This window comes from Bombilactobacillus folatiphilus (assembly GCF_023380265.1).
In the GTDB taxonomy this organism is placed as follows: domain Bacteria; phylum Bacillota; class Bacilli; order Lactobacillales; family Lactobacillaceae; genus Bombilactobacillus; species Bombilactobacillus folatiphilus.
The window spans coordinates 1022756-1038567 of sequence record NZ_CP093366.1; the positions used below are offsets into that span (position 1 = coordinate 1022756).

At 38.5% G+C, this 15812-nt stretch carries 16 protein-coding genes; all 16 read right to left on the minus strand.

The window, feature by feature from the left end:
* Position 1: 1 nt before the first annotated feature.
* Positions 2-1981 carry a Stk1 family PASTA domain-containing Ser/Thr kinase gene (pknB, locus tag MOO45_RS05200; RefSeq protein ID WP_249513886.1) on the minus strand — a complete coding sequence of 660 codons (1980 nt, stop codon included), beginning with the start codon at positions 1979-1981 and terminating at the stop codon, positions 2-4.
* A complete protein-coding gene (locus MOO45_RS05205) occupies positions 1974-2729 on the minus strand; it encodes a Stp1/IreP family PP2C-type Ser/Thr phosphatase (RefSeq protein ID WP_249513887.1) in 756 nt (251 codons plus the stop codon). Before MOO45_RS05205 ends, pknB begins: the two co-directional genes overlap by 8 nt.
* 1 nt (position 2730) lies before the next feature.
* Positions 2731-4071, minus strand: coding sequence for a 16S rRNA (cytosine(967)-C(5))-methyltransferase RsmB (gene rsmB / locus MOO45_RS05210; RefSeq protein ID WP_249513888.1), 1341 nt, complete (start codon positions 4069-4071; stop codon positions 2731-2733).
* Positions 4055-4996, minus strand: coding sequence for a methionyl-tRNA formyltransferase (gene fmt, locus MOO45_RS05215; RefSeq protein WP_249513889.1), 942 nt, complete (start codon positions 4994-4996; stop codon positions 4055-4057). The genes rsmB and fmt overlap by 17 nt, the downstream gene beginning before the upstream one ends.
* A 3-nt stretch (positions 4997-4999) precedes the next feature.
* Positions 5000-7318: a primosomal protein N' gene (gene priA / locus MOO45_RS05220; protein WP_249515171.1), complete on the minus strand. Its 2319-nt coding sequence runs from the start codon at positions 7316-7318 to the stop codon at positions 5000-5002.
* Between the two features lie 126 nt (positions 7319-7444).
* The gene (gene rpoZ / locus MOO45_RS05225; RefSeq protein WP_249513890.1) at positions 7445-7726 is read right to left on the minus strand and encodes a DNA-directed RNA polymerase subunit omega; all 282 of its coding nucleotides are present in this window, start codon (positions 7724-7726) and stop codon (positions 7445-7447) included.
* Between the two features lies 1 nt (position 7727).
* A complete protein-coding gene (gmk, locus tag MOO45_RS05230; RefSeq protein WP_249513891.1) occupies positions 7728-8345 on the minus strand; it encodes a guanylate kinase in 618 nt (205 codons plus the stop codon).
* Positions 8346-8414: 69 nt separating this feature from the next.
* Positions 8415-10109 carry a DNA repair protein RecN gene (gene recN / locus MOO45_RS05235; protein WP_249513892.1) on the minus strand — a complete coding sequence of 565 codons (1695 nt, stop codon included), beginning with the start codon at positions 10107-10109 and terminating at the stop codon, positions 8415-8417.
* Positions 10110-10120: 11 nt separating this feature from the next.
* Complete coding sequence (locus MOO45_RS05240) at positions 10121-10948, minus strand: TlyA family RNA methyltransferase (protein ID WP_249513893.1); 828 nt, start codon at positions 10946-10948, stop codon at positions 10121-10123.
* Entirely contained in the window at positions 10949-11833 is an 885-nt protein-coding gene (locus MOO45_RS05245; protein ID WP_249513894.1) for a polyprenyl synthetase family protein, read from the minus strand. It lies immediately after the preceding gene.
* Complete coding sequence (locus MOO45_RS05250) at positions 11826-12077, minus strand: exodeoxyribonuclease VII small subunit (protein ID WP_249513895.1); 252 nt, start codon at positions 12075-12077, stop codon at positions 11826-11828. Before MOO45_RS05250 ends, MOO45_RS05245 begins: the two co-directional genes overlap by 8 nt.
* Positions 12058-13410, minus strand: a complete 1353-nt coding sequence (gene xseA, locus MOO45_RS05255) for an exodeoxyribonuclease VII large subunit (RefSeq protein WP_249513896.1) — start codon at positions 13408-13410, stop codon at positions 12058-12060. The genes MOO45_RS05250 and xseA overlap by 20 nt, the downstream gene beginning before the upstream one ends.
* Positions 13407-14258, minus strand: a complete 852-nt coding sequence (locus MOO45_RS05260) for a bifunctional 5,10-methylenetetrahydrofolate dehydrogenase/5,10-methenyltetrahydrofolate cyclohydrolase (RefSeq protein ID WP_249513897.1) — start codon at positions 14256-14258, stop codon at positions 13407-13409. Before MOO45_RS05260 ends, xseA begins: the two co-directional genes overlap by 4 nt.
* Before the next feature lie 50 nt (positions 14259-14308).
* A complete protein-coding gene (gene nusB, locus MOO45_RS05265; RefSeq protein ID WP_249513898.1) occupies positions 14309-14731 on the minus strand; it encodes a transcription antitermination factor NusB in 423 nt (140 codons plus the stop codon).
* A gap of 30 nt (positions 14732-14761) precedes the next feature.
* A complete protein-coding gene (locus tag MOO45_RS05270) occupies positions 14762-15163 on the minus strand; it encodes an Asp23/Gls24 family envelope stress response protein (RefSeq protein ID WP_249513899.1) in 402 nt (133 codons plus the stop codon).
* A gap of 23 nt (positions 15164-15186) precedes the next feature.
* Positions 15187-15750 (minus strand): elongation factor P, encoded by a 564-nt coding sequence (gene efp, locus MOO45_RS05275; protein WP_249513900.1) that lies wholly within the window; start codon positions 15748-15750, stop codon positions 15187-15189.
* Positions 15751-15812: the final 62 nt, after the last annotated feature.

Sequence of the window (15812 nt, forward strand, 5' to 3'; positions counted from 1 at the left end):
TTTAATTAGCCGTTACAACTTGTGAATCAACAGTTTGTCCATCACGCTCCACAATATATTGTCCACTTTGTCCTTTATTCAATTGTAAATTAATAGTAACCGGTGTATCAGAGGTAATATTTAACGTTTGATAAACATCCGTCAAACTATGATTAGCATCTTTGATATAAATTTTAACAACATTACTTCCACTATTAGACTGACTATCATAATGAACATTCACTGTTCGTGAAACATTCTGGATATCTGACGAATCCGGATGGGATACCGGCTGTTTACTATCGTTACTATTGTCTGGCACAGGACCACTAGACAGATTCACAACTAAATCAGCGCCACGTAATACTCGACTGCCAGCCACTGGATTCTGGGAAACAACCAATCCCTTGTCAATATTATCAGAAACCACCGTATGCATCACCAAATGCAGGCCTTCTTCGTTAGCATAATCTTGAACACCGCGCAAATTATACCCAGTCACGTCTTTAACCACAAAACCATGATTTTTCTGACCTAATGAGACGCGCAAATGAATTGTTTTTTTCTGTGAAATTTTCTTATGATTAGCTTTGGGGGCCTGACTAATCACACTACCTGCATTCACCATACTTGAATAATGATTTTCACGCTTAACTTTAAAACCAGCTCGCTTCAATTTTTGCTTTGCAGCGTAATAATTCATCCCCACAACGTTAGGAACAGAACGTTTCAAGGGGCCGGTACTACGAATCAAATTTACTTTTGTTCCCGATTTTAAACGCCCGCCTTTTGGGGGCAAAGAACGAATAATATTATGCTTTTTAACTTTAGCACTCGACTGATGGCTAATTTGCCCTACTTTCAAACCAGAATTATTCAAAACAGCTTGCGCTTGATTCAAACTCAAATCAGAAACATCCGGTACTTTGACTTCTTTACGATTATACCAATTCCAAAATAGCAAACAACTAATAAATATCACAACTAAACCCAAAATTCCCAAGAGATATTTCGATTGTTGATACCAATGTTTAGTTTTAGACGCTTGGGATTGATTCTCATGTTCCGGCTTTTTAGAAGAATGACTTAAAGTTGAGTGATCCATACTGGTCAAAACTTTGGTTTCTTCATCGTTAGAGTTAGGAAGAAGATCCGGCACAAATAATGGTTCCTTTTGACGAGCAATATCCAAACTAGTCGCTAAATCTTGGGCCATTTCTTCCACAGTGCCATATCGCTGATTGGGATCTTTCGCAGTTGCTTTTAAAACAACATTTTGCAGAGGTGTGGGAATGGAAGCATCAATTTGACTAAGATCAGGGATCGGTTCACGAAAATGTTTGGCCGCCACAGCTAACGAAGTTTCTGCATCAAAAGGCAAGTGTCCTGTCAACATTTCAAATAAAATAATTCCTAAAGAATAAATATCCGACTGAATATTTGCCTGTGCACCACGAACGCGTTCTGGGGCCATATAATGAACTGAGCCAATCGTAGAATCAGATTGCGTAATGGACTGCTCACCTAAAGCCAATGCAATACCAAAATCGCCGACTTTCGCATGGCCTTGAGTAGTAATAAAAACATTTTGCGGTTTTAAATCACGATGAATTATTCCGTGTTTATGCGCCACACTCACACCCTGTAAAATTTCATGCATTAAATCCAAAATTTTTTGTTGTGCTAACGGATAATTTTGTCGTAAATATTTTTTTAAACTAGGCCCTTGGACATATTCCATCACAATATACGGAAAATTATCATCACCGATATCTAAAATATTAACGATATATGGACTGGATAGCTCACTCATAGTGCGAGATTCACGTTGAAAGCGTTCACGAAACTGCTGATTGTCAGTTAAATCTAACCGCAAACTTTTTAAAGCTACTTTACGATGTAAAAAGGTATCCTCAGCCAAATAAACATTTGACATACCGCCCTCGCCAAGAGCATCTAAAATAAGATAGCGTTCTGCAATCAGATCTCCCTTATTAATCATTCGTTTCATCCTCGCTATCAAGTGCTAAATCAATGACCAAGGCTGTAATATTATCTAAGCCACCAGCTTGATTGGCCTTTTGAATGAACAAGTCACACTTTTGTTGAGGAGATAATTTTAATTTTAAAACTTCCTGCAATTCATGATTTGACAACATATTTGTCAAACCATCACTACATAATAAAATTTGTGAGTCCTCAATTAAATCAAAAAAACCAAACGTAGGCTTAACATCTGCAGAAACACCCAAGCTTTGCGTAATAATATTCTTATTAGGAAAAGTTCGTGCCTCTTCAGGCGTAATCTCACCAGCCACCAATAGTTCGTTCACCAGCGAATGATCAAAACTAACCTGGCGCAATTTGCCAGCATTGAATAAATAGCATCGACTATCGCCCACATTAAAGACCGCTACCTGATCAGGAAAAACAAATGCCCCAACAATTGTGGTCCCCATACCATTTAATTCGGTCTTTCGGTTGGCAGCATCAATCACGCGCTGATTTTCTTGAATTAAAAAATCATTTGTCCAATGCGACAAAGCCCGAATATCTCTAACTTGATTTTGTTCAAATGCCAGCCCAAAATGTCGAATAACCATATCAGAAGCAACGTCACCACCGCGATGCCCCCCCATTCCATCAGCCACCAATGCTAAAGTCACACCACACTGATTTTGATAAACTTGTACATCATCTTGATTAGTTTTTCGATGCTTACCAATATCTGTACTAAATGCAATTTGCATATTATTTCACCCTTTGTAAACAAGCAATAAAAAAACCGTCCGTTTGATAATCATCTGGATAAATTTTCAACATTTGATCACAAATATTTTTTTCTAAATTTTCGTGGGTATAAACCAACACTCGACGATAATCAGAATGTGTAGCCAAAAACTGTTCTATCACCTGCGAATTTTCTTGTTCGAAAATAGTACAAGTACTATAAACTAAGTAGCCTTGTACTTTTAATAAAGGTGCCACAGCCGACAAAATTTCTTGTTGGATTTTTGCTAAATTTTTAACATCAGCTAACTGCCTTCCGTACCGAATTTCGGGTTTCCGACGCATTAAACCAAAACCGGAGCAAGGTGCATCTACTAAAATGCGATCAAAACTATTAGATGAGAAATTTTGACCAACTTGACGAGCATCTAAAGCTTCTGTCGTAATTTTGTCAGCAACTCCCAGGCGTTGAGCATTACGTTGAATTAGTTTTAATTTCTTTGCATGTAAATCTAACGCCGTTACATGTCCTTGAGAATTTAATAAACTAGCCATTTGCGTCGTCTTGCCACCTGGGGCAGCGCAAGCGTCTAAAATATGATCAGTTGACTCAATTTGCAAAGCCGGTGCCACAAGCATTGAACTTTCGTCTTGAATCGTACAGTATCCAGCTTGAAACCACGAAGACCCCGCAACAAAACCATGATCACTGACCAACGCTAAATCGCTGATTGAACTGGGGTGAACGTCTAATCCATCAGATCGCAAACTTGCCTGTAACTTTGTTCGCGTTATTTTCGCTGAATTAACACGTAACGATGTTCTTGGAGAATGGTTTAAGCTTTGCAGAATTGTCTTCGTTTTGACTGAACCAACTTGGTCCAACAATTCTTTAATAACCCATTTGGGCACGCTATATTCAATACTCCATCGTTCTTCTGGTGTTAGCTTGCCCAAATCACGCCAACCATGACGTTGCAAGTTACGCAACACCGCTGTCACCAACTTGGCTAACCCCGGATTGCCCTGCTCTTTAGCTAATTGTGTTGCTTCAAATAAAACGGCACGATCAGGAATCCGATCTAAATATTTTAGCTGATAGACCGCTACGCGCAAAACATTTTGCACCCAAGATACCAGTTTTTTATCTTTGATATACAGTGCTAATTCATAATCTAAAGTCAATTTATGCTGCAGTACGCCATAAACTAATTGACTCAGCAAGCGTTGATCAGCATCATTTAAAATTTTCCGTTGCAAAGTATCGTTAATTAGTTTGTTCGAATATTCACCATTATGCAGAACTTTGGTCAGAATTTGCACGGCTAAACTCCGAACCGTTATTTTAATTGATTTGGTCACCGACTTGTAAATCCTTTCCATTACCATTTAAATAATCAGAAATCATCATTACATTTTTACCAGCTGGTTGTAATCGTTCTAAATAAATAATTGAATTATCACCTGCAGCAATTCCTAATTGATGCTTAGTCCGTTCCACAATAGTTCCTGGTTTAGCCGTGGTCGTTTGCTCACCAACACTTATTTGATAAACTTTCACCCGTTGCTTTTTTACCATTAAGTAAGCGACTGGATCCGGATTCAAACCACGAACTTGACGATCAATGTAGGCAGCAGCCTGTTGAATATCAATTTGTTCCTCATCAGGTTTCAAATTAGGCGTGACAGTTACTTGACTTTCATCTTGAGGAAAACGTTTATTAGTGCCAGCAACAATCTGAGGTATGGTTTGCAACAACAAATCCCGACCCACAATTGCCAATTTTGCAAATAATGAACCACTTGTATCATGTTGATCAATCTCAATGGACTGCTGACTAATAATATCACCTGCATCCATTTGAGCTACCATATACATAATCGTAATTCCAGTTTGTTGATCACCATTCATAATTGATCTTTGGATAGGCGCACCTCCACGGTTATGAGGTAATAAAGAACCGTGAACATTGATCGCTGCGATTTGCGCTGCTTTGAGTAACTTTGTTGGGACAAATTGTCCAAATGCTGCTGTAACAATCAAATCAGGGTGTAAATCAATTAAAGTAGTTAATTCTGGACTACCACTTAATTTCTCTGGTTGTAACACCAGCAAATCATGCGCTAAAGCAAATTTTTTCACTGGCGACATTTCCAGACGCTTCTTCCGCCCCACTTGCCGATCCGGTTGCGTTACCACGGCCACAATTTCATATTGTGCCTGTAACAAGCCTTCTAATACCGTTACTGAAAAAGCAGGTGTTCCCATAAAAATTATTTTTGTCATATCTTACTCCAATTGTTGTGGCTCATGATCAATCGCCACTAAAAAACCTTGACGACTATCTTGTTGCACATCATTCATAATTCTGTGTAGTACCTGAAATAATTGTTCATTGCGTCGATATTTAATCACAATTTGATAATAATAACGCTGCTTAACCCGCCCAATTGCCGGCTGAGTAGGTCCTAAGAGTTGTTCTCGCGCCAATAATAGTGGTCGTAATTGCTTAGCTATATTATAAGCCATCTTGAATGCTTGCGCCTGCAATTTATGAGATACGCTAAGCTTAATCAAATAAAAATACGGCGGATATTGAGCTTGATGACGAAAATTCATTTCTCTTCTGTAAAATTGTTCATAATCTTGTTGAGCGGCTAATTGAATCGAATAATGATCAGGGTTATAAGTTTGAATCACAACTTGACCTTGTTTGTGAGCACGTCCAGCTCGGCCACTCACTTGGGTCAACAATTGAAAAGTCCGTTCACTAGCACGAAAATCGCTCGTTGCTAAACCAGTATCAGCATTAATGACCCCCACAAATGTTACCTGTGGAAAGTCTAAACCCTTAGCAATCATTTGAGTTCCTAATAAGATATCGCCTTGTTGATCAAAAGTCGTTAACAATTTTTGATGTGCGCCCTTGCGCGTCGTTGTATCGTTATCCATCCGTACAATTTTAGCCGTTGGTAATAATTCAACTAATTCCCGCTCAACTTTTTGAGTCCCCGTTCCGTCATATCGCAATTTAGCGCTATGACATTGTGGACAAATTTGAGGTAAAGTCTGACTAAAACCACAATAATGGCAAAGCAACCGCTGTTCTTTGAGATGAACTGTCAATGAAATGTCACAATTTGGACATTGTGGTACAAAACCACAACTGCGGCAAATTAGATATGAAGCAAAGCCTCGGCGATTTAACAATAGAATTGCTTTTTCCCTTTTTTGTAAAGTTGTTTGTAGTCCTCGAAGAATTGGTTGTGATAAATCCAAATAGTCTGACAACATTTTTGTTTGGCGCATATCAATAATGTGAACTGCAGGTAAAGCTTGATTAAAGACGCGCTTATTTAATTTCAAGAGCTGATAAACCTGCTTTTGTGCACGTGCCCGCGATTCTAAGCTGGGGGTCGCACTTCCCAAAAGCACTGAGCAATGATGATACCGACCGCGCCACAAAGCAACATCTCGTGCATGATAACGAGGATTATCAGCTTGCTTATAGCTTGCTTCATGTTCTTCATCAATAATAATTATGCCCAAATTTTGAAGTGGCGCAAAAACAGCCGATCTCGCGCCCACGACTACCTTGGCTTGCCCTTGATTAATTCTTTGCCATTCGTCGTAGCGTTCACCTTGTGACAAACCACTGTGCAACACCGCAACTTGCTCACCAAAACGTCCTGAAACTTGCTGGACCATTTGTGGTGTCAATGAAATTTCAGGCACAAGCATTAATGCTGTTTGACCCTGGTTTAGATAATACTGAATAACTTGCAGATAAACTTCAGTCTTGCCACTACCCGTCACACCTTCCAATAAAATAGGACGATCATTAGCAGAAATAATTTGTTGAACCGCATTTTGTTGCTCCGTGGTCAGCTGCTTGGGTTTGGTATCGAATATTGTAGTGGCAATCGGATTGCGTAAACGCACCTGATTATGCTTGACAAACCATCCCTTTTTAACTGCAGCATTAGCAGTCGCATTACTAATTTGATATTTCTGCACCAAATCTGCATAACTAATCGTTGCCAGATCAGAGTCTACGAAAATTTTTACCAACTGACGTTGTTTTTTAGCCACGGGTGAAATCTGTTGTAACAGCGCTGCATAATCAAAATCAAGTCGCTGCAAAACTAACTGCTTCACATGATGAGCATGATTTTTTAATTGATATTGCATCCACACCAAATCTTGTTTTTGCCACGACGCTAATTGTTGTTGCACCTCAGTTGGCAAATCAGCTGTCCACTCAAGAAAAGACTGCCCTTGAAAAATTGCAGAATTCTTAATTTTTTCATCTTGTGTAACTACTAACTTTTGAGCTTTAGAACGCATAATACTAGGCAACATGGTTTGCAGACAAGAAATTCGAAATGCAAAAGTTTGTTGTGCTAACCAATCCGATAATTGCAATAATTCGGGATTCAAAACCGGTTGTAAATCCAAAATTTCTTTAATTTCTTTGACATGACCCGCGAACTGAATTTCTTGACTCAAACTAACTATAAAACCTTGGACTAAACGACCGCCACGGCCAAATGGAACACTAACACGAACACCTGGTTGAATAAAAGATTGCGCAGTTAGAGGAACCATATAATCAAATGTATGATCGGTTTGTTTTGTTGGGACATCAACAATGATCTGAGCGTACAAATGCTACTTCACCTCTTCTTTACACAAAAAAACTCCATCAGATTTACACCTGAATGGAGCCACAGTTTATTGATTCTCTAAATCTTCCATTCGTTCATGCTCAGCTTCTTCCAAGTAATCAATCTGCTCAGCATTATGTTCACTCAAAATTGAGTTCGGATCAATTTTGACTTTACCATCCGCAATTTCTTCCAAAGCTTGGCCGACAGTTCGCGGTGATTCATAAGAAGCTAACATCTCAACATCACCATCATCAATTTCATGTGCTCTTTTAGCTGACAAAATTGCTAAAGAATATCGTGAATTAACTTGATCTAATAACTTATCAATTGAAGGATATGAAATCATTTTAATTGTCTCCTATCATTTTTTTGTAACTATCAATAACTCTGGGAACACGTAAATGTTCGCTACGAACAATTTGTTCAATTCGCTGTACTGCATTTGAGACTTGATCATTCACAACAGCATAATCGTAATTAGACATCATCTTGATTTCCTGACGAGCTTTATCCATACGCTTATCAATGGTCGACTGATCTTCCGAACCGCGATTAATAATTCGATCGCGCAAACTGGCCAAATCTGGCGGCGTTAAAAAGATAAACACACCATCAGGCATCTTTTGACGAACTTGCATGGCACCATTAACTTCAATTTCTAAAAAAACATCTGTCCCCGCGTCTAAAGTCTGTTGAACATAACGCAGTGGCGTTCCATAATAATTGTCAACATACTTTGCATATTCTAACATACCGCCTTGCGCTATTTCGGTCTCAAACTGCTCTTTAGTTCGAAAAAAGTAATCCACCCCATCTTGTTCACCCATACGCTTTTGACGAGTCGTCATCGAAACTGAATACTTAAATTGGATAGCAGAATCCTCCAAAATCGCTTTACGAACAGTTCCCTTACCTACACCTGAAGGACCAGACAAGACAATTAACATACCTTTTTCCGAAGACATATAGACACCCTTTAATTAAAAAAATATTTATATACCATGATGCACCATTTTCAACCATTTATCAAGAGGCTAGTCGGGAACGTTCATAGACTGCCGCGCTAATCTGATTAACTCCTGAGCATGCTGCCGAGTAATCGCTGTTACCTTTTTACCCTCTAGCATCTGTGCAATAACAGCAACTCGTTGCTCCTCATTTAAGGATTCAATTAAAGTAGTTGTGTGCTGATGTTGAACTTGCTTTTTAACCAAGTATTGTTGATTACTATCTGCAGCAACCTGAGGTAGATGTGTAATACATAATACTTGTGTATCATGACTAATTTGCTGCAACTGATCGCCAATTGCTTGCGCCACACGACCACTAACACCGGTATCAATTTCATCAAAAACTAGAGTTTCGACATGCTGATACTGAGCAAAAACGGTTTTTAACGCTAACATAATTCGCGATAACTCACCACCAGATGCAATCTTAACTAATGGCTTAAATTTTTCACCAGGATTAGTCTGTAAATAAAATTCAATTTGCTGATTTCCTGATTCTGTAAAATCACCGGTTTGAAATTGTATATGAAAAACTGTATTTTCCATATACATAGATTTCAACTGCTGACTAATTTTTTCTGTTAAAACCTGGGCTACTTGTTGACGTTGCTCGTTAAGTGCAGATGCTTGTTGGGTCAACTGCTGTTGCAAACTTTCCAATTGTTCTTTTAAAATTCCAGGATCCTGAATTGCTGGTAATAAATCATCTAACTGTTGTCGAGCTTGCTGACCAAACTGAATAATTTCTGCCACCGAATTGCCATATTTTTGTTGTAAATTACGAATCAGTAATAAACGTTCCTGAATTTCTGATAAACGTCGAGGATCATAATCCTGTTGATCTAACTGATTGCTGATACGCTCTTGGCTATCTTGCAATTCGTAGTAAGCACTTTCTAACTCTTGCGTGATTTCGGTAAATTCCGGTGACAAATCTTGAATTTGTTGAAAATCTTTCATAACTTGCGTCAATTGATCCAAAATATTTTCAGGAGCATCATCCAAGACGGATCGCGCACCCGTTAAAGTTTGATTAATTTTTTCAAAATTCGCTAGCCGCTGTTCTTGCGCCAATAGTTCTTCTTCTTCACCATCTTTTAGTTGCGCTGTTTCAATTTCATTAATTTGAAATTGCAGCATATCAATTTGTTGCGCACGTTGTTGATGATGCTGCTGCAGATTCAAATATTGCCGACGCGCACCTTGATACTCACGATAAGTTGTTTGATAAGCTTTTAAATAAGATGTTATCTGATCAGATCCAAAACGATCCAGCAAATGGACATGTGTCGTTGCATCCAACAATTGTTGACTTTGATTTTGCCCGCTGATATCAACCAAAAACTGCCCTAATGATTTTAAAGTCGTCACTGGTACTAGTTGATCATTGACTCTACAAACATTACGCCCATTTTTATGCAATTCACGTTTAACAATCAAAGTTTGCTCTGCAAAATCAATTCCTGCTTGCTGACAAAATTGCTGAATCAGTTCCTGATTACGTTGATCAATCACAAATAACCCTTGTACCACAGCCTTCGCACTATCACTGCGAACATAGTCTGTTAATCCACGATTTCCAATCAGCAAACCTAAAGCATCAATAATAATGGATTTACCAGCACCTGTTTCACCCGTCAGTGCACTCAATCCCTGATCAAAGTGTATATCAACTTTTTCAATAATCGCAAAATTCTGAATAATTAACTCTTGCAGCATTTTGTCCCTCGTTAATTTCCATTTAATTGTGCATAAGCTTGTTCTAATACTTGTGAAATTTTAATTTGGGGATTCATTTGCCCATGCTCAGAACGTAGTCTTAAATGTACCAAAAACTCAATATTTCCTTCACTACCGGTAATAGGTGAAAAATCTAATCCCAAAACATCAAAATTTTGGGTCATCGCAAATGTCGTAATTTCTTCTAAAACTTGACGGTGAACCCTTGGATCACGAACAATCCCATGTTTACCAACATTTTCTTTTCCAGCTTCAAATTGTGGCTTAATCAAACAAACCGCATCGTGATTTAATAATAAAATTTTCTTTAATGGCGGTAAAATTAATTTTAGCGAAATAAATGATACATCCGTCATCGCAAATTCAGGTAATCCATCTATGAAATCTTCTGGTTGACTATATCGAAAATTAACCCGCTCCATTACTTTTACGCGCTGATCCGTACGCAATTTCCAAGCCAACTGATTGTAACCAACGTCTAAAGCATAAACTGCTCGTGCACCATTTTGCAATGCTACATCAGTAAAACCACCCGTTGATGCTCCGATATCTAAGCAAAGTGAATCTTGCAAATCAATCTGAAAAACTTGCAAAGCTTTTGCTAATTTAAAAGCGCCTCGACCTACATATTGTTGGTGTTTAACAACCTTTAAGTGTAATTGATTAGTTTTTAAAATTTTTTCACCTGGCTTGTCAAGACGCAAGTTATCTGCATTGTATACTTCACCTGCCATAATGGCGCGCTTAGCTTGCTCCCTAGAAGCTGTCAAGCCTTGCTGAACAACAAGTACATCGACTCTCTCTTTTAAATTGCTCAATTACTTAGCCTCCAATTGAAAATAAGCCAGCGAATCCGCCAAAGGACTATTCTCCAAATTAAGCGTTGCTAGCTCTAAGCGGGCTTCATCAAGGGTTTGTTGCAATTTGCTTTTTGCTTCCGTTACACCTAATACTTGTGGATAAGTATTTTTGCCAACTAACTGATCTTTACCAACGTCTTTCCCTAACGCACTTTGGGTGCTTAAAATATCTAACAAATCATCATAAATTTGAAAAGCTAAACCATAATTAGCCGCAAAAACCGTCAAACGTTGCCAATATTCAGTGCTGGCATGCATACAAACAGCTCCCATTTGTACACTTGCCTGAATTAATGCACCAGTTTTTTGGCGATCCAACCGTGCCACTTGTTCCAAGGATAAAGCATGTCCCGTTTGCACAATATCTGTCATTTGCCCAGCGACCATGCCATTGACACCAGCCGCTTGCGCAAGCACTTTAACTAATTTCACCTTAACTTTAGAGTTTAAATCGTTATCCGTTAACCAGACAAAAGCATGCGTTAATAAGCCATCGCCCGCCAAAACTGCGCGTCCTGTCGTAAATCGCTTATGATTAGTTAATCGACCACGTCGATAATCATCATTATCCATCTCTGGCAAATCATCGTGAATCAGAGAATAGGTATGAACCAATTCTATCGCACCTGCAACTTTAAAATAATTAGTTAATTTTTGCTGTGGTTTTAAAGAAGCTAGTGTCGCTAAAAACAAAAACGGTCGCAAGCGTTTACCACCGGCCATCAATGAATACAACATACCCTCTTGTAATTGAGTTTGTTGTACATCAACCATGAGCTGTTGCCGTAAAAATTCATTAAAATTATCTAGCAGTTCATTTTGTAATATTTGAAATTTATTCATGTTCATCGCTCTGCTCAGTTTTATTATTAAGTTGAAAATCTTCGGTTTGACCATCGTCCGTCATAACCTGCGTCAACTTTGCCTGTGCTTGTTCCAAAGTTTTTTGCAATTTTTGACTCAATTTCATTCCTTTTTGAAATTGCTCCATCGCTTGTTCCAAAGGAACATCACCTTGCTGTAAATTGGCTACAATTTGCTGCAAATCTACTAAATTCTCTTCAAAACTACGCTTCTTTTCCACCATTTTGCTCTTCCTTAACCTCATGCACTATCGCCTGAATTACACCATCCGCCACTTGGATTTGGATTTGATCACGTGGCTGAACCATCCTCACGCTTGAAACAAGCTGCTGCTGCTTTTTCACAACACCATATCCGCGTCGTAAAGTTTTTAATGGACTCAAATCATCTAAAGTGTTCATTAAATGCTGGACTTGCTGTTGATTTTGCAGAATAACATTTTGATAATAAATTCTTAGACGTTCACCCAAATCGGCTAATTGCTGATCTTGAAATGTTAATTGCGGCTTTTGATAGACCAAATTTTGTTTGAGCAAACTTAATTCCTGTGCTTGATCTTTTAACTGATTCACCACAACGTTATCCAAATTATTTGTTAATTGATCTACCTGCTGCAAATATTCCTGATAAAGAGTTTGCGGATTCTGGAACAAATAACTTTGCTGACAATTCAACAACAATTGTTGCTTATGATCCAAAATACTTTTGGTTGCTTTGTATAAAATTAATCGCAACTGTTGCAATCCACTAATAACTTCATCTAAAACCGGTGTCGCTAATTCTGCAGCTGCTGTTGGCGTAGGCGCACGTAAATCTGCAACATAATCAGCGATAGTTGTGTCCGTTTCATGACCCACAGATGAAATCACAGGAATCTGCGAAGCAACAATTGCACGTGCCACTTTTTCCTCATTAAATGGCCAAAGATCCTCAATTGAACCGCCGCCCCGCCCTATAATGATCGTATCAAAATTGCCCTGTTGATTGACTTGCTTTAAACAATTCACTAAGCTATCCGCCGCTTGTACACCTTGAACTTGCGCTGGAAACAATACCAATTGGACAATGGGATAACGTCTTTGAACAGTTGTAATAATATCGCGAATGACCGCTCCTGAAGGACTAGTAATCACAGCAATGCGTTTCGGAAATTGCGGAATATCGCGTTTGGGCAGATCAAAAACACCCTCTGCTTGCAACTTCTTCTTCAACTGTTCAAATGCTTGATACAAAGCCCCAATCCCATTGGGCTCCATTTGATCAATATAAATTTGGTATTGTCCGCTGGGCTCATAAATCGAAACTCGACCGCAGACTAGTACTTTCATACCTTCTTCTGGCCGAAATTTTAATTTCTGAAACGCACTTTGAAACATAATTGCTGAGATCTTTGCATGTTCATCTTTTAAAGAAAAATACTGATGACGTGGCCGCAATCGGAAATTCGAAATTTCCCCCGTCAGATAGACTCGTCGATTCAAATATGGATCCAAATCAAATTTTCGTTTTAAATACTTAGTCAGTGCACTAACTGTTAAATATTCAGGTTCACTCATAAAGTGGCCCGCTGTTCAGCCAAAACTATAACCTGCTCTAACAAACCTGTGATTGTCATGGGTCCTACACCCCCAGGTACTGGTGTCAAATACCCCGCTATTTGCTTCACAGACTTAAAATCAACATCACCGACTAATTTTCCAGCAGCATTGTGATTCATTCCCACATCCACCACTGCTGCACCAGGTTTGACAAAATCTGCTGTGATAAATTCCGCTTGACCGATTGCCACAATTAAAAGATCAGCTTGCTGCGTAACTTGTGCTAAGTTTTGTGTTTTAGAATGCGCTATTGTCACCGTGGAATTATTTTTTAATAACAATCCCGCCATAGGTTTTCCCACAATATCACTGCGCCCCACAACCACAGCCTGTTGACCTTCGATAGTAATATGATAGTCGCGCAACAATCGTAATACACCTCGTGGTGTCGCCGGAAAATTACCAGCCGCATTTCCCCACAAACGGCCAATATTGGCAAAACTAAAGCCATCAACATCTTTTTGTGGCAAAATTGCATTCATTACTGCGTTAGCATCAATTTGCTTAGGCACCGGCATTTGTACCATAATTCCGTCAACTTGCGTATCTTGATTAAGCTGCGTTATTAACTGTAATACTGCTTCTTGCGTAATACCTCGGTCCAAACGATGTAACTGATAGTTAATTCCAATTTTCCTAGCGCGACGAGCTTTATTACGGACATAAACTTGACTAGCAGCATCATCACCTATCAAAATTACGGCTAAACCTGGAATTATATTTTGCTGTTTCAGCTTTTGAATACGCATCGCAAATTCTTGATCAGCTTGTTGCGCTGCAACTTTACCATCCATGATGACGGCCATTGGCTATTCCTCCCTGCAAAAAAAGATGCTGTTAATAATATTTCAGCACCTTACTCATGTTTTGACGGGACTTGTTCAATAAAATGGGACAAGACCGCATTAATAAATTTTTTGGATTGTGGTTCACTAAATTGTTCTGTTAATTCTAAAGCCTCATTAATTGCCACTTTAGCTGGTACCGCTGGACTATTTTGAACTTCAAACAATGCTAAGCGCATAATATTTACATCTATTCGACTAATTCTAGCCAATGACCAGCCGCTTTTTAGATGTTTTGTTAATTGTTCATCTAATTGAAACAAACGTTCCCGCACACCATTCACCAAAAAAGTCAAATAATCTGGAGTTTGCGTAACCGAATTCAAAGCTAACACTTCTTGCAAAGCCGCATCCACGTCTTGCTTTGGCAAAGAATCTAACAAAAATAAAGCTTGTATAGCTAGTTCACGGACATTATGTCTATTGAGAGTCAATTTAACGCCACTTTCTTTATTAAATTTGAATTAATGTTCACCTTCATTAATTCTCTTGGCTACCAAACCAACAACTTGCACATTTACCTCTGTCATTGTTAAATCCGTCATAAATTTAAGTTGCTGACTCAACGATTTTTGTAATTCCAGTGCAACTTTAGGAACGGAAATTCCATATTCCAAATACACGTAGACAGTTGCTGACACTTGATTAATTTCGTCATTATAAGAAACAGACACACCCTTACCATGACTTTGATGACCAAATAAGGCATTGATATTATTAGCAAGCGTCCCACGCATACCAAAAACACCATTGACTTTGGTAGCCGCAATCCCTAACAAAGCTTCTAAAACGTCAGTTGTCACATGTACTTCGCCCAAATCATCAGCTTGAACGGGATCAATTTTCAAATATTTACTGTCCGCCATTCCTAAAGCCTCCATTACTGTTATTATTTATTGGCCCGTGAACTATAACTACCATCTACAGTATTAATTGTCAACACATCGCCTTCATTAACAAAGAAGGGTACTTGAACTACTAAACCTGTTTCCATCGTTGCCGGTTTACTACCACCAGATGCTGTATCACCCTTAATTCCAGGTTCAGTAGCAGCCACTTTTAAATCTACAACATTAGGAATATCAATTCCCAACGTTTCACCACCATGCATAATGACGTTAACTTCCATATTTTCTACTAAATAATCCAACGCATTACCCATATTTTCACGTGGTAAAGATAACTGTTCATAAGTGTTCGTATCCATGAATACATAATTATCACCATCAGCGTAAAGATATTGCATTTTCTTATTATCAATTTGAGCTTGATCTACTTTTTCTGTGGAACGAAATGTTTTTTCTTGAACAGCACCTGTCCGCAAATTTTTTAATTTGGAACGTACAAAAGCACTACCCTTACCCGGCTTCACATGTTGGAACTCGACAATTCGCCACAATTCGCCATTTACTTGAATCGTCAATCCATTTTTAAATTCATTAACTGAAATCATTATTAACCTCTAAATTATTTTATATTATATTTTCTTTAAAATATCAAATTTATCATATTAAA

Coding starts and splice junctions, on each gene's coding strand:
- pknB (WP_249513886.1), bottom strand. CDS start 1,981: ATGATTAATAAGGGAGATCTGATTGCAGAACGCTATCTTATTTTAGAT.
- MOO45_RS05205 (WP_249513887.1), bottom strand. CDS start 2,729: ATGCAAATTGCATTTAGTACAGATATTGGTAAGCATCGAAAAACTAAT.
- fmt (WP_249513889.1), bottom strand. CDS start 4,996: ATGACAAAAATAATTTTTATGGGAACACCTGCTTTTTCAGTAACGGTA.
- priA (WP_249515171.1), bottom strand. CDS start 7,318: ATGGTTCCTCTAACTGCGCAATCTTTTATTCAACCAGGTGTTCGTGTT.
- rpoZ (WP_249513890.1), bottom strand. CDS start 7,726: ATGATTTCATATCCTTCAATTGATAAGTTATTAGATCAAGTTAATTCA.
- gmk (WP_249513891.1), bottom strand. CDS start 8,345: ATGTCTTCGGAAAAAGGTATGTTAATTGTCTTGTCTGGTCCTTCAGGT.
- recN (WP_249513892.1), bottom strand. CDS start 10,109: ATGCTGCAAGAGTTAATTATTCAGAATTTTGCGATTATTGAAAAAGTT.
- MOO45_RS05245 (WP_249513894.1), bottom strand. CDS start 11,833: ATGAATAAATTTCAAATATTACAAAATGAACTGCTAGATAATTTTAAT.
- MOO45_RS05250 (WP_249513895.1), bottom strand. CDS start 12,077: ATGGTGGAAAAGAAGCGTAGTTTTGAAGAGAATTTAGTAGATTTGCAG.
- xseA (WP_249513896.1), bottom strand. CDS start 13,410: ATGAGTGAACCTGAATATTTAACAGTTAGTGCACTGACTAAGTATTTA.
- MOO45_RS05260 (WP_249513897.1), bottom strand. CDS start 14,258: ATGGCCGTCATCATGGATGGTAAAGTTGCAGCGCAACAAGCTGATCAA.
- MOO45_RS05270 (WP_249513899.1), bottom strand. CDS start 15,163: ATGGCGGACAGTAAATATTTGAAAATTGATCCCGTTCAAGCTGATGAT.
- efp (WP_249513900.1), bottom strand. CDS start 15,750: ATGATTTCAGTTAATGAATTTAAAAATGGATTGACGATTCAAGTAAAT.